The 20,574-nt window shown below is 63.3% G+C and carries 22 protein-coding genes, 1 tRNA gene and 1 pseudogene; 11 read left to right on the plus strand and 13 right to left on the minus strand.

From position 1 onward, the window contains the following. Positions 1 to 31: 31 nt before the first annotated feature. The gene (locus tag CK230_RS08630) at positions 32 to 196 is read right to left on the minus strand and encodes a hypothetical protein (protein WP_095816753.1); all 165 of its coding nucleotides are present in this window, start codon (positions 194 to 196) and stop codon (positions 32 to 34) included. Positions 197 to 400: 204 nt separating this feature from the next. Between CK230_RS08630 and CK230_RS08635 the strand changes: the two genes are divergently transcribed. Continuing rightward, positions 401 to 562, plus strand: a complete 162-nt coding sequence (locus CK230_RS08635; RefSeq protein ID WP_095816991.1) for a hypothetical protein — start codon at positions 401 to 403, stop codon at positions 560 to 562. A gap of 14 nt (positions 563 to 576) precedes the next feature. Here the strand turns inward: CK230_RS08635 and CK230_RS08640 are convergent. The 7 genes and pseudogenes from CK230_RS08640 to tkt all read right to left on the minus strand — a co-directional run. Continuing rightward, positions 577 to 759, minus strand: a pseudogene (locus tag CK230_RS08640) (SGNH/GDSL hydrolase family protein); the annotation flags it as partial. A gap of 35 nt (positions 760 to 794) precedes the next feature. After that, positions 795 to 1,535, minus strand: coding sequence for a thioredoxin family protein (locus CK230_RS08645; RefSeq protein ID WP_095816992.1), 741 nt, complete (start codon positions 1,533 to 1,535; stop codon positions 795 to 797). Positions 1,536 to 1,688: 153 nt separating this feature from the next. Beyond that, on the minus strand, positions 1,689 to 2,714 hold the full coding sequence (locus CK230_RS08650) for a class I fructose-bisphosphate aldolase (protein ID WP_095816754.1): 1,026 nt from the start codon (positions 2,712 to 2,714) through the stop codon (positions 1,689 to 1,691). A gap of 138 nt (positions 2,715 to 2,852) precedes the next feature. After that, positions 2,853 to 4,049, minus strand: a complete 1,197-nt coding sequence (locus CK230_RS08655) for a phosphoglycerate kinase (protein ID WP_095816755.1) — start codon at positions 4,047 to 4,049, stop codon at positions 2,853 to 2,855. Between the two features lie 162 nt (positions 4,050 to 4,211). Further along, positions 4,212 to 6,101, minus strand: a complete 1,890-nt coding sequence (locus tag CK230_RS08660; protein ID WP_245429860.1) for a potassium/proton antiporter — start codon at positions 6,099 to 6,101, stop codon at positions 4,212 to 4,214. 407 nt (positions 6,102 to 6,508) lie between these two features. Next, a complete protein-coding gene (gene gap / locus CK230_RS08665; protein ID WP_095816756.1) occupies positions 6,509 to 7,519 on the minus strand; it encodes a type I glyceraldehyde-3-phosphate dehydrogenase in 1,011 nt (336 codons plus the stop codon). 155 nt (positions 7,520 to 7,674) lie between these two features. Further along, positions 7,675 to 9,663 carry a transketolase gene (tkt, locus tag CK230_RS08670; RefSeq protein WP_095816757.1) on the minus strand — a complete coding sequence of 663 codons (1,989 nt, stop codon included), beginning with the start codon at positions 9,661 to 9,663 and terminating at the stop codon, positions 7,675 to 7,677. 274 nt (positions 9,664 to 9,937) lie between these two features. Between tkt and CK230_RS08675 the strand changes: the two genes are divergently transcribed. The 3 genes from CK230_RS08675 to CK230_RS08685 all read left to right on the plus strand — a co-directional run bounded on the left by CK230_RS08675 (position 9,938) and on the right by CK230_RS08685 (position 11,445). Next, positions 9,938 to 10,210: a DUF4164 domain-containing protein gene (locus CK230_RS08675; RefSeq protein WP_023763725.1), complete on the plus strand. Its 273-nt coding sequence runs from the start codon at positions 9,938 to 9,940 to the stop codon at positions 10,208 to 10,210. Between the two features lie 18 nt (positions 10,211 to 10,228). After that, complete coding sequence (locus tag CK230_RS08680) at positions 10,229 to 10,594, plus strand: cell division protein ZapA (RefSeq protein WP_042641578.1); 366 nt, start codon at positions 10,229 to 10,231, stop codon at positions 10,592 to 10,594. Between the two features lie 191 nt (positions 10,595 to 10,785). Next, positions 10,786 to 11,445, plus strand: coding sequence for a peroxiredoxin (locus CK230_RS08685; RefSeq protein WP_095816758.1), 660 nt, complete (start codon positions 10,786 to 10,788; stop codon positions 11,443 to 11,445). Between the two features lie 259 nt (positions 11,446 to 11,704). Here CK230_RS08685 and rpoH read toward each other — a convergent pair whose 3' ends face one another. Both rpoH and CK230_RS08700 read right to left on the minus strand, forming a co-directional pair. Then, entirely contained in the window at positions 11,705 to 12,616 is a 912-nt protein-coding gene (gene rpoH, locus CK230_RS08695; protein WP_095816760.1) for an RNA polymerase sigma factor RpoH, read from the minus strand. 215 nt (positions 12,617 to 12,831) lie between these two features. Further along, complete coding sequence (locus tag CK230_RS08700; RefSeq protein ID WP_095816761.1) at positions 12,832 to 13,896, minus strand: RluA family pseudouridine synthase; 1,065 nt, start codon at positions 13,894 to 13,896, stop codon at positions 12,832 to 12,834. A gap of 26 nt (positions 13,897 to 13,922) precedes the next feature. Here CK230_RS08700 and CK230_RS08705 point away from each other — a divergent pair, with 26 nt between their 5' ends. The 3 genes from CK230_RS08705 to CK230_RS08715 all read left to right on the plus strand — a co-directional run bounded on the left by CK230_RS08705 (position 13,923) and on the right by CK230_RS08715 (position 14,876). After that, on the plus strand, positions 13,923 to 14,306 hold the full coding sequence (locus tag CK230_RS08705; protein WP_095816762.1) for a fimbrial protein: 384 nt from the start codon (positions 13,923 to 13,925) through the stop codon (positions 14,304 to 14,306). Then, positions 14,303 to 14,716: a VOC family protein gene (locus CK230_RS08710; RefSeq protein ID WP_095816763.1), complete on the plus strand. Its 414-nt coding sequence runs from the start codon at positions 14,303 to 14,305 to the stop codon at positions 14,714 to 14,716. Before CK230_RS08705 ends, CK230_RS08710 begins: the two co-directional genes overlap by 4 nt. A gap of 85 nt (positions 14,717 to 14,801) precedes the next feature. After that, positions 14,802 to 14,876 (plus strand) — tRNA-Glu (locus CK230_RS08715). Positions 14,877 to 14,918: 42 nt separating this feature from the next. Here the strand turns inward: CK230_RS08715 and CK230_RS08720 are convergent. Next, complete coding sequence (locus CK230_RS08720) at positions 14,919 to 15,170, minus strand: hypothetical protein (RefSeq protein ID WP_095816764.1); 252 nt, start codon at positions 15,168 to 15,170, stop codon at positions 14,919 to 14,921. Positions 15,171 to 15,734: 564 nt separating this feature from the next. Between CK230_RS08720 and CK230_RS08725 the strand changes: the two genes are divergently transcribed. The 4 genes from CK230_RS08725 (at position 15,735) to CK230_RS08740 (ending at position 19,598) form a co-directional block, all read left to right on the plus strand. Continuing rightward, the gene (locus CK230_RS08725) at positions 15,735 to 17,276 is read left to right on the plus strand and encodes a winged helix-turn-helix domain-containing protein (RefSeq protein ID WP_095816765.1); all 1,542 of its coding nucleotides are present in this window, start codon (positions 15,735 to 15,737) and stop codon (positions 17,274 to 17,276) included. Positions 17,277 to 17,518: 242 nt separating this feature from the next. Then, on the plus strand, positions 17,519 to 18,100 hold the full coding sequence (locus CK230_RS08730; RefSeq protein WP_095816766.1) for a VOC family protein: 582 nt from the start codon (positions 17,519 to 17,521) through the stop codon (positions 18,098 to 18,100). 22 nt (positions 18,101 to 18,122) lie between these two features. After that, positions 18,123 to 18,971, plus strand: a complete 849-nt coding sequence (locus CK230_RS08735) for a glutathione S-transferase family protein (protein ID WP_095816767.1) — start codon at positions 18,123 to 18,125, stop codon at positions 18,969 to 18,971. 282 nt (positions 18,972 to 19,253) lie between these two features. Then, positions 19,254 to 19,598, plus strand: coding sequence for a hypothetical protein (locus CK230_RS08740; RefSeq protein WP_245429871.1), 345 nt, complete (start codon positions 19,254 to 19,256; stop codon positions 19,596 to 19,598). 17 nt (positions 19,599 to 19,615) lie between these two features. Here CK230_RS08740 and CK230_RS08745 read toward each other — a convergent pair whose 3' ends face one another. Together CK230_RS08745 and CK230_RS08750 are read right to left on the minus strand one after the other, a co-directional pair. Next, the gene (locus CK230_RS08745) at positions 19,616 to 19,849 is read right to left on the minus strand and encodes a hypothetical protein (protein WP_095816769.1); all 234 of its coding nucleotides are present in this window, start codon (positions 19,847 to 19,849) and stop codon (positions 19,616 to 19,618) included. A 165-nt stretch (positions 19,850 to 20,014) separates the two neighbouring features. Next, a complete protein-coding gene (locus CK230_RS08750; RefSeq protein WP_095816770.1) occupies positions 20,015 to 20,374 on the minus strand; it encodes a hypothetical protein in 360 nt (119 codons plus the stop codon). Positions 20,375 to 20,574: the final 200 nt, after the last annotated feature.

Here is a 20,574-nt window from a genome sequence, read left to right on the forward strand (position 1 = left end):
CCGCCACAATCCAAGTCGCGGCGGCAAAATTTCAGTTTTCGCGCACGCGGCCCTGGTAAAGATCCGGCCAGCCGATGTCCTTGCGGATGTCCGCCGGCAAGGTGTTCAGGAAACGCTGGGTGCGGATATCGTTGCGCACCGTGCGGATCCTGCCGACATAGTGCTGCACGCTGCGCAGGATGGTAAAACCGTTCATGACCTCACTCCTCTCTTTTCAATGAGAAGAGTATCTCACACCCCTCCTGACAGCAGTCTGTCAGGAGGTTGGCAGGGTAGGGAAGAAGGGGCGCGGTGTCCCTCGCAGGGCCCGGATGAAGCCGATTTCTGTCAGGAGTGCTCGGCCCGAACAGTGCCGTAAGAACAGCTTTGACAGCCGCCATCGTTGCTGGTCAAAGGCGGCATGACGAAACTGCTCGCCCTTGTCATCTGCGGCATCATGCTGATCCAGGTCATCAAGCCGCTGGGCTGGCCGGGGCTGAAGCGGCGCGGCGATTTCTGGAAGCTGGCGCTGCTCGCCATGCTGGCTATCTCGCTTGCCGCCGTCTTGGGTCATTGGGCTTAAACGCGGCCGACCGGTTAGGCTGCTTCGTTATCCAGCACGAAATCCAGCAGATGCTCCGCCCAGGCGCGATAACCTGCTTCGGAAGCGTGGAAGCCGTCAGAGGCGAAGCCGGCTTCCGGGTTGGTGATCGGCAGGCGCGCGGCGGCAATAGCGCCGCGCTCGTTGCAGAGCCGCACGCCCATTCGGTTCATTTCGGTTTTAGCGCATGTTTCAGCCGAGGTGAACGAGACGATCACGCGCAGCAGTCCGGCCGGTTCTCGTCCCTGTCCTGGTATTGGTCGTGGAGGCGTACCCAGTCCATCAGGCTGTGATAGGGGCCGGTCTCGTCGCGGCCCTTGGGCGTCATGTCGAGATAATGATAGGCACCGATCAACGCGTCGCCGCCGCGGGCGCGCGACATGAAGGTCAGGAAGATGTCGCCGCATTCGTTGCGATAAAAGACGCTGGTGCCGGGCAGGTCTTTCGACCGCAACGGACGCTTCTCGAAATTGTAGGTGGTCTCGCCGGCCGCGATCTGCCTGTCGGTGAAGGAGACCTGCAGGTCGAAGTTGAAGTCGGACGCATAGGACGACACCCAGTCGAACTTCCAGCCCATGCGCTGCTTGTAGGGCAGGATCTCCGCCAGCGGCGCGCGTGCGACGACGACCAGCGATACGTCATGATGTTTCAGATGCTGGTTGGCGCCGTCGATATGGTCGGCGAGGAACGAGCAGCCCTGGCAACGGTGATCGCAACCCGGAGCCATCATGAAATGATAGACGATGAGCTGGCTCTTGCCGGCGAAGAGGTCGCCAAGGCGCTTCGGTCCCGCTTCGCTCTCGAAGACATAATCCTTGCGCAGCTTGAACCAGGGCAGCTGCCGCCGCTCGGCGGCAATAAGGGCGCGAAACTTTGTCAGCTCCTTTTCGCGTTCAAGATGCTTTCGATGCGCTTCGAACCAGTCCTCGCGTGAAACCACGGCATTGCGTTGCATGACCATCTCCTGTCCTCTCCTGCCAAGGACGTTCGACATCGGCTCAACCCGACACAGTCGCCGTTGTTTCGCTGCCTCAGGTAGGAGTGCGGCCTGCAAAAAACAAAACCCGAGCCACTGGCCCGGGTTGTCGATGAACGAGATGGATAAACGTCAGGCGACTTTTTCCAGCGCCGGCTGCCATTTCCCGAGCGCGGCCAGATGGTTCATATGGGCGCGGTGGGTGAAGGCGGCTTGGCCGGCGGCGATGTTCGACGCCTTGCCGCTCCATGCCTTCTGCGGCGCGGCCTGCAGCGCGCGGCCATAGGAGAAGGTCAGTTTCCAGGGATGCGGGCCGATGGCGTTGATAGCGTTGAGGTTGGCGGTCGCCTCCTCATCCTCCTGGCCGCCGGAGAGGAAGGCAATGCCCGGCACCGCCGCCGGCACCACTTCGCGGAACAGTTTTATTGTCTTTTCGGCGATTTCCTCCGGACTGTCCGTCTTGCCCGACTTCTTGCCGGAGATGACCATGTTGGGCTTCAGGATCGAACCTTCCAGCACGACACGTGCCGTAAAGAGCTCGTCATAGAGTTTGACCAGCGTCGCCTTGGAGACTTCGTAGCAGGTGTCGATCGAGTGCGCGCCGTCCATCAGCACTTCCGGCTCAACGATCGGCACGATCCCGGCCTCCTGGCAGAGCGCGGCATAACGGGCCAGCGCATGGGTGTTGGAGGCGATCGAATTGGCGGAAGGCACGCCCTTGCCGGTGTCGATGTCGATCACCGCGCGCCATTTGGCGAAACGGGCGCCGAGTTTGTAGTAATCGGCAAGCCGCTCGCGCAGCCCATCCAAGCCCTCGGTGATGGTGTCGCCCGGAAAGCCGGCCAGGGGCTTGGCGCCGGCGTCGACCTTGATGCCCGGGATGGAGCCGGCCGCCTTGATGATATCGACCAGCGGCGTGCCGTCGGCGGCCTTCTGGCGGATGGTCTCGTCATAGAGGATGACGCCCGAGATGTATTTCGTCATCGCCTCCTTGGAGCGGAACATCATCTCGCGATAGTCGCGCCGGTTGTCGGCGGTCGATTCGACGCCGATGACGTCGAAGCGCTTCTTGATGGTGCCGGAGCTCTCATCGGCGGCCAACAGGCCCTTGCCATTGGCTACGATAGCGGCGGCGATATCTTCGAGACGTTCGCTCATGGGTGCTCTCCTTGACGGTGTCGGTTCCGCGCTTAGCGGAACTCTACCGCCAAGGGAATGGCGTCGAAAAGCACGAATCGATTGAAAGTTTTCACGACTGAAATCGGCCAGCCCAGTGTTGGTCGCCCCTGGCTGGTCTTACCGCTTCAGCACCTCGACGCCGGGCAGCGGCTTGCCTTCCATCCATTCGAGGAACGCGCCGCCGGCGGTCGAGACATAGGTGAAGTCGTCGGCGACGCCGGCATGGTTGAGCGCCGCCACCGTGTCGCCGCCGCCAGCGACTGACACCAGCTTGCCTTCCTTGGTGCGGGCCGCGGCATGCTTTGCCGCGGCCACCGTTGCGCGGTCGAAAGGCTCGATCTCGAACGCGCCGAGCGGGCCGTTCCAGACCAGCGTCGCGGCCCGGTCGATCCAGTCGTTGACGCTCTGCACGGTCTTTGCGCCGACATCGAGGATCATACCGTCTGCCGGCACGGACTCGATGGCAACGGTCTCGCTCGCGGCACCCGCCTTGAATTCCTTGGCCACCACGCCGTCGGCGGGCAGGATGATGGCGCAGCCGGCTTCCGCCGCCTCGATCATGATCTGCTTGGCTGTGCCGGCGAGGTCGTGCTCGCAGAGCGACTTGCCGACATCGGTGCCGCGCGCGGCAAGAAAAGTGTTGGCCATGCCGCCGCCGATCACCAGCGCGTCGACCTTCTTCACGAGGTTCATCAAAAGGTCGATCTTGGTCGAGACCTTGGCGCCGCCGACGATGGCGACCACCGGGCGCACCGGATTGCCCAGGCCCTTTTCCAGCGCGTCGAGCTCGGCCTGCATGGTGCGGCCGGCATAGGCCGGCAGATGACGCGCCAGGCCTTCGGTGGAGGCATGTGCCCGGTGCGCGGCGGAAAAGGCGTCGTTGACATAGACGTCGCCATTGGCGGCGAGTTTTTCGGTGAAGGCCGGCTCGTTCTTCTCCTCGGCCTTGTAGAAGCGGGTGTTTTCGAGCAGCAGGACGTCGCCGTCCTTCATGGCGGCAACGGCCTCGGCGGCTTTGTCGCCGACACAGTCGGCGGCGAAGCCGACCGGACGACCAAGCACTTCGGCTGTCGCTCTGGCGATCGGCTCCAGCGAGAACTCGGCCGATGGACCGTCCTTTGGGCGGCCGAAATGCGCCAGCAGGATGACCTTGGCGCCATTTTTCGAGAGCTCGGCGATGGTCGGCGCGATGCGCTCGATGCGGGTGGCGTCGGTCACCTTGCCGTCGGCGACGGGAACGTTGAGGTCGACGCGCACCAGCACGCGCTTGCCGCTGACGGCGCCGATATCATCGAGTGTCTTGAAGCCGGCCATGGTCGTTCCTTCCTACTGCCTTGACGCAATTCCGGACGGAGAACCCTCCACACCTTTCCTGGAATTGCTTTAGCGAAAACGCGGGCGACCTTACCCGGCGCGAAGGACGATGCAAGGGTCGCGTCGACGGCGCGCGCGCAAAAATGATGTCGCCGTGAGACATCAGCCTTCGCCGGTTGCCCTTTGCTCGCCCGGTGCCGGCGCCACGGGGTCGATCGGCACGTCCTCGACCGGTTGCTTTTCCACCGGCCTGCGCCAGTTGCGGATCAGCGCCGCTATGCGGTCGCCGATCTCGCCGGCGCTCATGAATACCGGCACGCGCGCCACCGGCGCGGTTGGCTCGAAGGAGAGGCCAAGTCCGGTAATCCTGCCCTTTTCGTCGACATCGCGCACGATCAGCTCGATCGGGCCGATGACGACGCGGTCGGCATATTCGGGACGACCACCGAGCCGCTCCGAAACCAGCGCGGCGACGGTGAGCTTCTGTTCGGCTTCGGTCAGACCCGGCCCGTAGGCGGCTTCCAGTTCTGCCGCCGGGCGGGCCGGATCGAGCGCGAAGGCGCCGAAGAAGTCGGCGTCCTCGGGATCGACTACGGCGCGGCTGGCGAACAGCTTGTCGAGCAGGCGTGGGTAGCGGTCCGGCACGAAGATGTAGACCTGATCGCCCGCGGTGAGCCGGCCCATATCCTGGAAGCGCATCGAGCGGCCGTCGCGCAGCACCAGCGAGGGCCGGGCCCAGCGCGGGATGCGCTCGCCGCGCGCCACCGGGCTGCCAGGCGCCACGCGATAGGCGAGCAGCTCGTGATGGGCAGAGCCCGGCAGTTCGAGCTCGACCTTGTCCAGTGGCCCGAGACGGGCCGGCACGATCAGGCCGAGGCGGCGCGCCAGCGGACCGACCGTCCAGCCCTGCACCACCAGCGAGACAAGCACTATGATGAAGGCGGCGTTGAAGATCAGGCGGCCATGCTCGAGGCCGCCGAGCAGCGGCGTGATGGCAAGCAGGATCGAAACCGCGCCGCGCAGGCCGACCCAGGACACGAAGGCGACCTCGGGACGCGGCAGGCCGAACGGGATCAGGCACAGCCAGACGGCGACCGGGCGGGCCACGAAGATCAGGAACAGGCCGAGCAGGATCGCCGGCACCAGGATCGTCGGGAACTGCGAGGGCGTGGCGAACAGGCCGAGGATCAGGAACATGATGATCTGCGCCAGCCATGACATGCCGTCCTGGAAGCGTTTCAGGATGGTGACGGCGCGGATGTCGGAATTGCCGGCGATCAGCCCGGCAAGGTAGACAGCGAGGAAGCCCGAGCCGCCGATGGCGCCGGCTGCCGCGAAGACCATCAGCGACAGCGTCAGCACGAAGATCGGCAGTAGGCCATGGTCGAGATTGAGACGCTCGACCAGACGCACGATGCCGAAGCCGCCGAGCACGCCGATGACGGCGCCGAGCCCCATATTCACGAGGAAGCCGAGCAAAAGGCTGGTGGCGAGCACATTGGCTTCCGGGTTGGCGTGCGCGGCGATGATCTCGACCAGGGTGATGGTGAGGAAGATGGCGATCGGGTCGTTGGTGCCGGATTCCACTTCGAGGGTCGAACGCACGCGTTCGCGCAGATGGATCTCGCCGGCGCGCAGCAGGAAGAACACGGCGGCCGCGTCGGTGGAGGCGACGGCGGCGCCAAGCAGCGAGGATTCCAGCCAACTCAGTTTGAGAACATAGGACGCGGCAGCGGCAAAGATGCCAGTGGTCAGGATCACGCCGATCGTGGCCAGCGACAGCGCGGGTCCGGCCGCCTGCCTGAGCGCGTTGAGCGGCGTGCCGAAACCGGAATCGAACAGGATGATGGCGAGAGCCAGTGAGCCGGCAAAATAAGCCAGCCGGGCGTTGTCGAATTCGATGCCGAGCCCGTCGACGCCGGTGGCAAGTCCGATGCAGAGGAAGAGCAGCAGCAAAGGAGCGCCGAAGCGGAAGGCGATCAGGCTCGAAAACGCGGCGGCGACAATGAGCGCCGTGCCGACCAGCGTCACGAGATAGATCGCATGCTCCATCCGCTATTGCCCCTCCAGAATCCCCACTGCTTCCCGCTTCACCAGAGAGTGGGGCGAAGACATGGCCGGTGCAAGGCAATGGCGTGGTTTTTTGGATTCTGCTGGCGTGGGGAAATGGAGGAGCCGCTTTCCTGTCGTCATCCACGAGCGGAGTAAGGAGCGAAGCGACGCGCGCAGGCCCGAGGATCCGTAGCAAGGGTGCAGAATTTTGCACCGTTTGCATCCTCCGGCCAAGGTAACGGCATGGATTCCAGGGTCTGCGCGCGTCGCTTCGCTCCTTGCTCCGCCCTGGAATGACGACGCGACTGGGTGTTGCGGCTAATCTCCACGGCATGCGGAACCGCCGAGACTAAAACGAAAACGCCCGGCCGAAGCCGGGCGTTTCAAACCGCTTAGCGGGCGTTCGATCAGGCGATGGTCTTGCCGAAGGCGACGGCGGTATCGCCCATGCGGTTGGAGAAGCCCCATTCGTTGTCGTACCAGGACAGCACCGAAACGAAGTTGCCGTCCATCACCTTGGTCTGGTCGAGCGCTGCGATCGAGGAATGCGGATCGTGGTTGAAGTCGATCGACACGTTCGGGTGGTGGGTGACCGAAAGGATGCCCTTCAGCTTGCCCTTCGAGGCGGCGATCAGCGCTTCGTTGATCTCCTGCGCGCTGGTCGAACGCTTGGCGATGAACTTGAGGTCGACCACCGAGACGTTCGGGGTCGGCACGCGGATCGAGATGCCGTCGAGCTTGCCCTTGAGATCGGGCAGGACCAGGCCGATCGCCTTGGCGGCACCCGTCGAGGTCGGGATCTGCGACAGCGCTGCCGCGCGGGCGCGGTAGAGGTCCTTGTGCATGGTGTCCAGCGTCGGCTGGTCGCCGGTGTAGGAGTGGATCGTCGTCATCATGCCCTTCTCGATGCCGACGGTCTCATGCAGCACCGCCGCCAGCGGCGCCAGGCAGTTGGTGGTGCAGGACGCGTTCGAGATGACGATGTGGTCCTTGGTCAGCTTGTCGTGGTTGATGCCGTAGACGACGGTGAGGTCGGCGCCTTCCGCCGGGGCCGAGACGAGGACTCGCTTGGCGCCGGCGGCAAGGTGCGCGGCGGCCTTGTCGCGGGCGGTGAAGATGCCGGTGCATTCGAGCGCGATGTCGACGCCGAGCTCCTTCCACGGCAACTGGGTCGGATCCTTGATCGCGGTGACCTTGAACTTCTCCTTGCCGACCGAGATCTGGTCGCCGTCGACGCTCACCTCGTGCGGGAAGCGGCCATGCACGCTGTCATAGCGCAGCAGGTGCGCGTTGGTCTCGACCGGGCCGAGATCGTTGACGGCGACGACGTCGATGTCCTTGCGGCCGGATTCATGGATGGCGCGCAGGATGTTGCGGCCGATGCGGCCAAATCCGTTGATGGCAACTCTGACGGTCATTGTTTTCTCCCTAGGGACTGGGGGCGATTGGGTCCGCTGCTTCATAGCGGCCACGGGGCAAAGAATCCAGCCGCAGAAGGTCGAACTTAAATCGATTAGGTTGGTCCAGCATCGGGGAGCCGCTTATTTGCGGCCCCGCGAATTGACGCAGCCGGTCACCCGTGCAGACGAGTCTCGACCGCCTTCGCCGCGGCCTCAGCGGTGATGCCGAAATGCGGATAGAGCTGCTCGATCGAGCCGGAGGCGCCAAAACCGTGCATGCCGACGAAAATGCCGTCGGTGCCGATCAGGTGATCCCAGCCTTGGCGGATGCCGGCCTCGATCGCGACCTTCACCTTGGCGTTGCCGATGGTCTTGGCCCGGTAGTCGTCGCTCTGCTGGTCGAACAGCTCGAAGCATGGCACCGAGACGACGCGGGTCGGATGGCCGTGCTTTTCGAGCAGGTCGCGTGCGCCGAGCGCGATCTCGACCTCGGACCCGGTGGCGAAGATCGTTACCACCGCCTCGCCGTTTGCCGCGGCAAGCTCGTAGGCGCCCTGGCTGGAGAGGTTCTTCTGCGAATGCTCCGTGCGCACCGTCGGCAGGTTCTGGCGGGTCAGCGCCAGGGTCGACGGCGTCTTTTCAGATTCGAGCGCGATCTGCCAGCATTCGGCGGTTTCCACCGCATCGGCCGGGCGGAAGAAGTTGTGGTTCGGGATGGCGCGCAACGCCGCCATGTGCTCGACCGGCTGGTGGGTCGGGCCGTCCTCGCCGAGGCCGATGGAGTCATGCGTCATGACGAAGATCGAGCGGATGCCCATCAGCGAAGCGAGGCGCATCGAGGGGCGGGCATAGTCGGAGAAGCACAGGAACGTGCCGCCATAGGCGATCAGGCCGCCATGCAGCGTGAGACCATTGATGGCCGCCGCCATGCCGTGCTCGCGGATGCCGTAATGGACATAGCGCTGGCCGTAATCGTCGGGCGTGATGTTCTTGGTCTGGCTGGTCTTGGTGTTGTTGGAGCCGGTGAGGTCGGCCGAGCCGCCGATGGTTTCCGGCACTGCGCCGTTGATGACTTCCAGCGCCATCTCGGAGGATTTGCGGGTGGCGACCTTCGGCTTGTCGGCCGACAGCTTCTGCTTGTAGTCGGCGATGACGGCGTCGAAATTGGAAGGCAGCTTGCCGGCGATGCGACGCTCGAACTCGGCCTTGAGCTTCGGCTCGGCCTTGGCCAGGCGGCCTTCCCAGTCGGCGCGCGCCTTGGCGCCGCCGGCGCCGACGGTACGCCAGGCGTCGAGGATGTCGGCCGGAATCTCGAAGGGCGGCGACTCCCAGTTGAAGAATTTGCGGGCGCCGGCGATTTCCTCGGCGCCGAGCGGCGAGCCATGCGCCTTGTTGGTGCCGGCCTTGGTCGGGGCGCCGAAGCCGATGGTGGTCTTGCAGGCAATCATCGTCGGCTTGTCGGAATGGCGCGCCGCCTCGATGGCGTAGGCGATCGCTTCCGGATCGGTGCCGTCGATGTGGCTGGCGTTCCAGCCCGAGGCCTGGAAGCGGGCGACCTGGTCGGTGTTGTCGGCCAGCGAGACCGGGCCGTCGATCGAGATGTTGTTGTTATCCCAGAAGACGATCAGCTTGTTGAGCTTCAGATGCCCGGCAAGCGCGATGGCTTCCTGGGAGATGCCTTCCATCAGGCAGCCGTCGCCGGCTAGCACATAGGTGTAGTGGTTGACGAGATCATTGCCGAAGGCGGCGTTCATGATGCGCTCGCCGAGCGCGAAGCCGACCGAATTGGCCAGGCCCTGGCCGAGCGGACCGGTGGTGGTCTCGATTCCGGCGGCGTGGCCGTATTCGGGATGGCCGGCTGTCTTGGAGCCGAGCTGGCGGAAACTCTTGATCTGGTCGATCGTCATGTCCTCATAGCCGGTGAGGTACAGCAGCGAATAGAGCAGCATCGAGCCATGGCCGGCCGACAGGATGAAGCGGTCGCGGTCGGCCCAGTGCGGCGCCTTGGCGTCGAATTTCAGGAAACGGCTGAACAGCACCGTGGCGATATCGGCGCAGCCCATCGGCAGGCCAGGGTGACCGGAATTCGCCTTCTCGACGGCGTCCATGGAAAGGAAACGGATCGCGTTGGCCATCCGATCATGTTGTTCACGCGAGGTCATGCTTCCTCCGGAAGTGGGTTGGAGCCTGGGGAGAACCCTTGGAAAAGGATGCCGCGACACATAGCAGGCACGGCCTTTTAGTCAACAAATCGGGATGGATTTTGCCGGGCTTGTGATGGCGTCTTTTTTGTGTGTCGAGCGCCTTACATTAGCGATAGCGGGGGACAGTCGCGAGAGCTTTGTTGACGCGCCCTTCACCCGGCGCCTAATCTTTCCGAGGTAACGCGTTCTGAATGCGTGCGATTCGGTGATGGGCAGGGCATAGGACGAAGCCATGACCGGGGAAACGACCCTCAAGGAAGTCATCGCCAGGCTGGGCAAGGCCATGGAAGGGCTGGAAAACGCCGTGGCGGCGAAGCTCGAGCATGAGCGTGATTATTCGGAAGCCGAGGCAGAGGTGCAGCGCATGAACGCCGACCGTTCGCGCCTGGCGCAGGAGCTCGACAATTCCGAGGCGCGTGCCGAGCGGCTTGAAGACGCCAACAAGGAAGTGTCGCGACGGCTGGTGACCGCCATGGAAACCATCCGCGCCGTGTTGGACAGATAGGGCTGGACAGGTAGCGCAATGGCACAGGTCACGGTTTCCATCGACGGCAAGCAGTATCGGATGGCCTGTGACGAGGGCCAGGAAGAGCACCTGATCGACCTTGCCGAGCGCTTCGACCGTTATGTCTCGCATCTGAAGGATTCCTTCGGCGAGATCGGCGACCAGCGGCTCACCGTCATGGCCGGCATCATGGTGATGGACGAGCTGTCCGAGCTCACCAAGCGCGTCAAGGGCATGGAGAGCGAGGTGCTGACCTTGCGCAAGACGCGCGACGAGGCGCTGACCAAGGCCGACAAGAGCGACAGCGTGCTGACAACGGCGCTCGGCGCGCTTGCGCAGCGCATGGAAGATCTCGCGGTGACGCTCGCGGTGAAGAAGGCCTGAGCGGCTCCGGTACCCGTTCCGACGGAAAATCCTGCCGCGAATTGCCGGCGGTCACGCAAAAAATTCGCCTCGCGTGGGCCATCACCATCATCGCGAGCGTTTAATCCAAGGCGCGATGGTGCTACGCTTTTGCCGCCGGCGACGGCCAGCCGCAAGCCGGCTACGATTTTCAAAAAGGGTAGGGACAGGTCATGAGTCTTCGTATCAACGATGTCGCGCCGGATTTCACGGCCGAGACCACGCAGGGCACCATCAACTTCCATGACTGGATCGGCGACGGCTGGGCGGTGCTTTTCAGCCACCCAAAGAATTTCACGCCGGTCTGCACGACCGAGCTCGGCACAATGGCCGGTCTCGAGGGCGAGTTCAAAAAGCGCAATGTCAAGATCATCGGCATCTCGGTCGATCCGGTGTCGAGCCACGACAAGTGGCAGGCCGACATCAAGACCGCTACCGGCCAAACGGTGCACTATCCGCTGATCGGCGACAAGGACCTCAAGGTCGCCAAGCTCTATGAAATGCTGCCGGCGGGCGCCGGCGAGAGCTCCGAGGGCCGCACGCCGGCGGACAACGCCACGGTGCGCTCGGTCTATGTCATCGGCCCGGACAAGAAGATCAAGCTGGTGCTGACCTATCCGATGACCACGGGCCGCAACTTCGACGAGATCCTGCGCGTCATCGATTCCATCCAGCTGACCGCAAAACACCAGGTGGCGACGCCGGCCAACTGGAAGCAGGGCGACGATGTGATCATCACTGCCGCCGTCTCCAATGAGGATGCGATCAAGCGTTTTGGCGCGTATGAGACTGTTCTTCCTTACCTAAGGAAGACCAAGCAGCCGACGGCGTGAGCTTTTTTCCTTCTCCCCGTTGAACGGGGAGAAGGTGCCCGAAGGGCGGATGAGGGGCGGCGCGGCGATCGAGGATGAGCGCGCCGGCTCCCGATCCGATTGTTGGAACGGTAACCTCGCAGCGTCGGCGCTGCCCCTCATTGTCCTGCCGGACATTTCTCCCCGTATAGTGACGGGGAGAAAGGGCATGATTCACCACCTTCGCCAAACAAAAAAGGCGACGCCGAAGCGCCGCCTTTTTCATTTCGTGCCTTGACCTTTAAGCCGCCGGCTGCGCTTCGATGGTGCGCAGCGCCTGCATCTGGCGCTTGGCGGCGGCCTTGACCGCGTCCTGCACCTTCTCGAAGGCGCGCACCTCGATCTGGCGCACGCGCTCGCGGCTGATGTCGAACTCGGCCGAGAGCTCTTCCAGCGTCAGCGGCTCTTCGGCGAGGCGGCGCGCCTCGAAGATGCGCCGCTCGCGATCGTTGAGGACCGACAGAGCGCCCGACAGCATGGAGCGCCGGTTTTCCAGCTCGTCCTGCTCGATCAGCATCTCTTCCTGGCTTTCGTGGTCGTCGACCAGCCAGTCCTGCCATTCGCCGGACTCGCCTTCGCTTGCCCGGATCGGAGCGTTGAGCGAGGCGTCGCCCGACAGGCGGCGGTTCATCGACACCACTTCGGCCTCGGAAACGTTGAGGCGGGTGGCGATCTCGGCGATCTGGTCGGGCTTCAAGTCGCCGTCATCGAGCGCCTGGATCTTGCCCTTCACCTTGCGCAGGTTGAAGAACAGACGCTTCTGATTGGCGGTGGTGCCCATCTTGACCAGGCTCCACGAGCGCAGGATGTATTCCTGGATCGAGGCCTTGATCCACCACATGGCATAGGTGGCGAGCCGGAAACCACGCTCCGGTTCGAATTTCTTCACGGCCTGCATGAGGCCGACATTGCCTTCCGAGATCACCTCGCCGATCGGCAGGCCGTAGCCGCGATAGCCCATGGCGATCTTGGCGACGAGCCGCAAATGGCTGGTGACGAGCTTGTGGGCAGCGGTGGTGTCCTGATGCTCGGCGTAACGTTTCGCGAGCATGTACTCTTCCTGCGGCTGAAGCATCGGAAAGCGGCGGATTTCTTCCAGGTAACGGGCGAGACCGCCTTCACCGGAAACAATACTGGGTAACGATTGGGCCATGATAGCGCCCCTCTCTCTTTGGAGTGGATGCCCCCGAAACGCGGCGGGCACACGTCACGGATGCCAAAGGCTCATCCGCGACAACCTGTGTATATAGGAACAAAACCAGAAAAGACAGGCATTTGTTCAACGCTAAACAGTCTGTCACGCTGAAGTGAACAACGCCGGTCAGGTTTTTTGATGGCTGGTTTGCAGCTTGTTCGTGGCGGGCCGGTTCAAAGTTTTCGGAAGTCGCCGACGAGTTCCTCCATGTCTCCCGGCATCGGCGCTTCGAACCTCATCGTTAAATGGGTGGTCGGGTGCCGGAATTCAAGGAGCCAGGCGTGCAGGGCCTGCCGGGGAAAGGCTTGGACCTTGGTTTTCAGGGGGACGGGCAGCCGGTTGGCCTTGGTGCGGAAGGCCTGGCCGTAATCCGGATCGCCGACCACCGGGTGGCCGATATGGGCCATGTGGACGCGGATCTGGTGGGTGCGCCCGGTCTCCAGCCGGCATTCGACCAAGCTTGCGGTGGCGAAGGCCTGCTGGCCCTCGCCGAAGCGCTCGATGACGGAGAAATGGGTGACGGCATGACGGGCATCGTCGCGGCCTTCCGGCACCACGGCTCGGCGCACGCGGTCGGCGGCGCGGCCCAAGGCTGCGTCGACGGTGCCGGTCGGCCGCTGCGGAATGCCCCAGACCAGCGCCAGATAGGCGCGCTCGAGATCGCCGGTGCGGCCATGGTCGGCAAAGGCTTCCGACAGCGCCTTGTGCGCCCGGTCGGTCTTGGCCACGACCATGACGCCGCTGGTCTCCTTGTCCAGCCGGTGCACGATACCCGGCCGCCTGACGCCGCCGATACCTGACAGGGTCTCGCCGCAATGATGGATCAGAGCGTTGACCAGCGTGCCGGTCCAGTTGCCGGCGCCGGGATGGACGACCAGTCCCGCCGGCTTGTTGATGACGATCAGCTCGTTGTCCTCGTAGAGGATGTCGAGGGGAATGTCCTCGCCTTGCGGCTCGGCCGGTTCGGGCGCGGGCACCAGAATTTCGATCCGCTCACCGGAAATCAGCTTGCGCTTGGTCTCCAGCACCGGCTTGCCGGCGATGGAAACCGCGCCTTGGCGGATCAGCGCCTGCACACGGCTGCGCGAGAGCTCCGGCCCGAGCCTGACGGCAAGCCACTGGTCGAGGCGCTGGCCGGCGGCGTCGGGGCCGGCTTCCAGCACGACGGCTTCGCCGGATTCCTCGTCCGCCAATTCGTCCTCTATCAATATCGGGGTCTCTTCGTTATGAGCGCTCATCGAAACCCGTTGCGGATTGTTTAGCCATGGCCCGGCCGATCGCCGAAGAAGATGAGGAAAAGCCGCTCGACCCCGCGGCCGAGAATGTGCGCCGCAAGCTCGTCCGCTTCATGATCGTCAATCTCGGCCTTCTGTTTCTCGCCCTTATGGTGGTGATCGGCGCGCTTGTCTACAAAGCGCGCAACGCGCCTGTTGCCGGACCGGCGCCTGCCGGCGATGTCCAGGTTCCGGTCGGCGCGTCGCTCTCGGGCGACATCGTGCTTCCCGTGGGCGCCAAGGTGATCAGCCAGTCGCTCTCCGGAAACCGCCTGTCGATCGACGCCGAGCTTGCCGATGGCAGCCGTTCGATCTTCGTCTACGACATCGCCGAGCGCCGCGTGATCGGCCAATTCCCAATCCGAAACAAATGAGCGGCTTTGCCGAACATCGCAGCGTCGCGACCGTGGCGGTCGTCGTCGCCAATTACGCCGAGGCGATCGCCTGGTATGTCGAGCGGCTCGGCTTCGTGCTTGCCGAGGATGTTGACCTTGGCGGCGGCAAGCGCTGGGTCACCGTCGCGCCGGCGAAAGGCCAAGCCGCGCGGCTGCTCCTGGCGGAAGCTTCCGGCGAGGAGCAGGCCAGCCGCATCGGAAACCAGACCGGCGGCCGGGTTTTTCTCTTCCTCGAGACCGACGATTTTGCCCGCGACCATCGGGCGATGCTCGACAGGGGCATCGAGTTCCGCGAGGCGCCGCGCCACGAAGCCTATGGCACGGTGGCGGTATTTTCCGATCTCTACGGCAATCTCTGGGACCTGATCGAGCCGAAACGGCAAGGCTGACAGGGGTATTTCGCAAAGTCTGCGGACAGCCCGAAACCCCAGTTGCTTTTTCCCAGCCGCCAGCCTATGTAGCCGGTTCTTGAGCGCGCCCATCGTCTAGCGGTCAGGACACCGCCCTCTCACGGCGGGAACAGGGGTTCGATTCCCCTTGGGCGTACCAAGCTTCCAAAAACTGATTTTCGAAAAGAATCCAGAAGGCAGATCATTCCGCAGCAAGGGCGACGGCGGCGAATCCGGCTTCCGTTCTTTCGCGTGACGCTTGCTCCAACAACCTCGACAGGTGCTGGAGGTGCATCGATTGCGCATCTTCAAGCAATTGCAGAAAGTTGGACGCTTTGCCACGCGGCAACCGACGGCGCTTCAGCGCGGCGATGCGCGCGCGCTGGCACTTGATGTGCCGCTCTGCTTGCAGAACGTGCCGTTCCGCCATCTGGATGTCGTCAGCCAGTGCCATCAACCGCTAAACGGTCACGGCGGGCAGGGAGTTCCGTAGGGCAGGTTCTTAAAACGCAGGTCTCGATTGGAGCCTGCCCCAGCTACAGCTACCGCGACAATGCAAAGCATGTCCGAATCGGTCCAGACTGCTGAGCCGTGCGCCGGCCTAGAGGCGCTTTAAGAGCAACTTTCCCAATGGATACAATTTGGGACTGCTGCGAAACTTGTCGATGATTTTCACCGGCGAAAGGTCCCACCAGGACGTTGAACGTTTCCGCATGCGCACACACGATCCTGCGGGTTCGCCAGACCGCTCGGCGGACTCTGTATGGTGTCTTTGTCGTTCGGCATAGAAGGCGATGTAGCGATCGAGCGCGGCACGGAACTCCTCCTCACGTCCGGGAGGGCTTTGAACCGCCCGCACAGTTGGGGCTTCAGTTGCTATCGTCGGGTAGTCCCGGCTCCCAGGCATTGCACGCTCTCCTCTGGCTGAGCTGGAGCCAAGATGTCGGGCCGCCTGCAAAACGTATCGAAGCGCGGCCGAACAGTTCCGAAAATCGCCGAAAACACATAATGTCTCGTGATGCCGGAGCAGCGGCTCGCATTTGGTCCTTTTGTGCTCAACCCCGAGGCGGGAACGCTTCTGAGGCAGGGCCTGCCTGTCGCGATCAGCTACCGGGGGCTGCTGCTCCTATCGGCGATGGCAAGGAGCGCCGGGGAGGTCCTGACCAAGTCCGAACTACTGGACGCCGCTTGGCCGGGGACCGCAGTCGAGGAAAGCAATCTCTCGGTCCAGGTCGCGTCCCTGCGGCGCCTTCTCGGCTCCATGGCAGACGGAACAGAGTGGATCGCAACCGTCCCGCGGGTTGGTTACCGTTTCACCGGCGCGATCGAGAGGCTCGACGAGGCAGCAGCCGCGCGAAATTCGGCGGAGCCTGAGCCTTCGATTGCCGTGCTCCCTTTCGTCAACCTGAGCGACGATGCCGAGCAGCAATATTTTGCCGACGGTCTCGCTGAAGATATCATCATGCGGCTGGCGCGGCTGCGGTGGCTTTTCGTCTGCGCCCGCAACTCGTCCTTCAGCTACAGGGACAAAGCCATCGACGTGAAACAAGTCGGGCGTGAACTCGGGGTCCGTTACGTGCTGGGCGGCAGTGTCCGCCGCTCGGGTCAACGGCTCAGGATCAGCGCCGAGGCGAGTGACACCTCCAGTGGGCGCCAAGTATGGACAGAGCGGTACGACGTCGAGCTGGCTGATTTCTTCACGCTACAGGATCAGATCGCCGATAGCGTCATCGGTGCCGTCGAACCTAAGCTCTATGCGGCAGAGCATCAGCGTTACATTAGCCGGCCCCCCGCCAGCCTGGACGCCTGGGGCTTTGTAATGAAGGCGATGCCTCACATATGGAGCTGGAGCTCGGAAAGCGAGCTCGCGGTCGCCGAACAACTGCTACGCAGGGCCGTAGACGCTGACCCGGACTACCCGCGTGCCAATAGCCTGTTCGCCTGGACGATGGCTTCCCGGGTGCTGCTCGGATTGGCGGAGCCGGCCGAGGTTCTTCCGAAGGCGAATGAGATGGCTCAGCGAGCCATTGCGCATGATGCCGACGATCCTTGGACGCATTTCGCTGCCGGTTACGTGCACATGATGGCACGCCGATCGCAGGCGGCCGTCACCGCACTAACCGATGCGATCACCCTCAATCCAAACCTGGCCATCGCACATGTCATTCTGGGCGCCGCGTACGGCTTTGGTGGAATGCCGGAGGAGGGCCTGAACCATCTCGCGATCGCCGAGCGACTTAGCCCGCGCGATTCCACGCAGCAGCCGGGAGTTTTGACCGTGACCGGGATGTGTCACTTCGTTGCCCAACGATATGTCGACGCAGCGAGTTTCGAGCACCGGGCAGTGCAGCTTCGGCCACATTTTGGCGCTGCGTGGCGGACGCTGGCCGCCGCGGCAGGAATGGCAGGGGATCTCGATGAGGCGACGCATGCCCTTTCAGAGGCGAAGCGACTCCATCCAACACTGTCGGTCCAATGGGTGGAGAAATATTACCCGATGACCCGGAAACAGGATCGCGCCGCCTATCTTGAGGGGCTGCGGACCGCCGGCCTCGAATGATGTACGCGTTTCGAGGAGCCTTGCTTCGCGAGGGGCAACTGCAACGGCGGGAATAGGGGTCGATTCTCCTCAGTCATACAAGGTCTTCGGTCCAGGTTCAGATCTAGCGGCAACATGTCCCTTCTGGCGTGGTGTCGCGGATTGAATTAGCATTGCATCATGCTGCCCTGGCCGAAGGCGCCAGGGGATGCGGTTTCGAACTTGCCCGGCAGAAGAGGCGAGCGGAACGCGGGGAGGAACCAATGCGGAAGCTGCAGTCGCAAGGCGTTCATCACATCACGCTGGTCGGCGCCGGACGCCAGATCTCGATCGACTTCTGGGAAGGGGTGCTCGGCATGCCCTTCATCTTCGAGCAGCCCAATCTCGACAAGGCGAGCGAGAGCCATCTCTATTTCGATCCGGGCGACGGTCGCCTCATCACCGTCTTCACCGACGAGAGCCGCACCCCGGTCAAGCGGCGGACGCCGACCGATATCGGTTGCGTCCATCACATCGCCTTCGCGGTGTCGCGGGTCACCTTCCTGCAGGCGGTCGCGCGACTCGACGAGCGCGGCATCAAGCACAGCGGCGTCAAGGATCGCGGCTTCATGGATTCGATCTATTTCGAGGATCCGCTGGGACTTCTGATCGAGCTTGCTTCCTACCGTTTCGAGCCGCCGGCCGGCTTCACCCATGCAGACGTGCTGATGGAGGCGCACAAGATCCGCGTGGCGCGCGGCGACTACAATATCGCCGAACTCCATCTGGCCGACGCCATTCAGGCGCTGGTCGAGCGGTCGCGCGAAACCCTGTCGGATGAGCGGACGGCGAAGAATCCATATTGAGCAAGCCATAAGGGAGGAACAGATGGCAAAGGCTGCAGCGAAGAGCGCGAAGAAACCCGCGGCCAAGGCCGCGGCAAAGCCGACCGCGAAGGCGGCGGCAAAGGCTGCGACGGCAAAAGCCGCACCTAAAGTGACGGCAAAAGCCGCACCTAAAGCCAAGGCCAAACCGGCCAAGAAGCCCGGCATAAAACTTAGCATGCTGAGGCCGAGCGTCAACAACATGACGGTCAGGGTGTTCGCGCGCGCGGCCGGGCTCGATCCGGCTGAAACCGACGCCTGGGGCCACACGCGCTCGCCGGAATTCCTGGCGCGCAATCCGGCGCATCTGACGCCGATGATCGAGGACAAGGGCCTGCCGCGCGGCGTGCTGTGGGAAAGCTGCGCCATCATGCAGTATCTCGCCAACAAGCACGGTCTGGAGAAGTTCTATCCGAAGGCGCCGGCCAAGCGGGCGATGATCGACAGCGCCATGTTCTATCTAATCGGCACGCTTTATCCTTATGTCGCGCGCGCCACCTATCCGGCGCTCGGCTTCCCGCAATATGCCGGCGAGGTCGGCCACAGCGACGCTCATCCCGACAAAAAATCGGAAGCGCAGAAGGCGGCGATGGCCGCGATCGCCGAGCCGCTCGAGGTGTTTCACTCTTTCTTCCGTAACGGCAAACCGTTCATCGGCGGCAACAACCCGTCGATCGCCGACATAAGGCTGGGGGCAACGCTCGAATTCCTGGCGGTCGTCGACTATGCGCTGCCCAAATGGGCGAAGGAGTACATGGCGGCGCTGGAGAAGAAACTCGGCAAGGCCTATGCGGAGCCGGCCGGCGACGTGCGGGGCTACATCGCGCATGTGAAATCCCAGGCCAGGGCGTAGCGGTCCCCCGGCGTTAAGGTTTCGTTTACCTAAGACCTGTCTACTGGGTTTAGACCTCGCTGCGACCACGGATGTACTGGCGCCATGGCGAGGCAAGGGAAAGGTCGGCTCCGTGCCGGCCTTTTGCTTTTCGCGGCCATCGCCGAAATCACGACAGTATGATTGCACCACCGACGGGTGGACTGAAAGCCTATTGTCATCCTCGTCATGGATCGTACGATACCGTCAGGGGCAGAGCAACGGCGACGAGGACCTGCGATGAACACGGCAAGATTTCTGATGATGGCGGGCGCGCTGTCGGTTGTGCCCTTTCCGTCGGCCGCCACCGCATCGCTCAACGGCATGAACGAGGTCGGCGCCGCCCTGCTCGCCTGCTGGACGCCACCGGCCAATTCCGACAATTCCTCGGTCACGCTCAGCTTCAGCTTCAAGCGCGACGGCACGCTGATCGGGCCGCCTAAAACAACCGCCATTCGTGTCGCCGGCGACGACAAGGCGCGCAAAGCCTATGTCGATGCGGCGATAAAGGCGCTGAATGACTGCCTGCCGCTCAGCCTTTCGCCGGCTCTGGCGCAAGGCATTCCCGGCAACGTCTTCACGCTGCAGTTCAACTCACCGAAGAAATGAGCGGCAGGCTCACCGTTTCAGGTCAGGCCGCCCACGCCTGACCTGGCGCGCCTGAGTTGGGCATGTTTTTCCAACTCCGGCATCTCGAAGACGTAGTCACTCCAAGCCGAGTCTGGGATCTGCCCGGCCAGGTAACAATCCAGCAGAAGGTTCTGTTCCGGGGTAAGGGGCCTCGGCGCCTGCTCATGATCCAACCCAAGCGAATGGATCAGGTTCCTGGTCAGGCCAGAGACGGTGAAGTGAATGGACATCTTCAGTCTCCTGGGTGCAGCGCGGATCACATCAGTGCCGGGAAACGTCCACCACCGGTCAAAGGTTTCATCAGCAATCCGTGATCGCGACGGCGGCTCGGTTTCTTACGCCGGCGGTTGTTCGGCGCTGTGCGGCCGGCACTGGGTCCACGGACTGAATGAACGTTATTCGCAGACGACGCGATAGCGCTTGCCGTCTTCGCCGACATTCCTGCAGGTGAGGGGGCTCTGCTCGCCGGATGCCGGGTCGGGCAGATCCTGGCCGAAGGACGGCTTGGTCGAAGCGGGTCTGGAATGGCGCCGGACGGTCGGGCTCGCCGGAAGGCTTGCCGGCGCGCTCGGCGGCGGGGGAAACACATCCGACACGATCTGCCGCGAGGCGGTCGTGCCGGGCGGCGCCTCGTCCCAGACACGCCTGACATCCATCCGGCTTGGAACGATCACCGTGCCGTCGTCACTTCGCGTGCAGGCGCCCGCTGCAAGCAGCGCCGGGCACAGGACGAAAGCGGCGATTCGACTGAACATTAGCAACACCTCAGGCGCTTTATAATGTGTCGTTGCCCCAATCGCCAACAGGCGGATTACCGCAACCGGCGCCACGATCCTGGTTCTCTCAACGGCATCGAAAGGCAGGCGGTTGCAATCATTATGGTTAGCGGATCGTTAATGCTTGTCGGGCACATTCCGCCGACGAACCGCGAAGGGGGTTCGGCTGGGGGTGGCAA

It is taken from the genome of Mesorhizobium sp. WSM3859 (assembly GCF_002295065.1).
Taxonomy (GTDB): Bacteria; Pseudomonadota; Alphaproteobacteria; order Rhizobiales; family Rhizobiaceae; genus Mesorhizobium.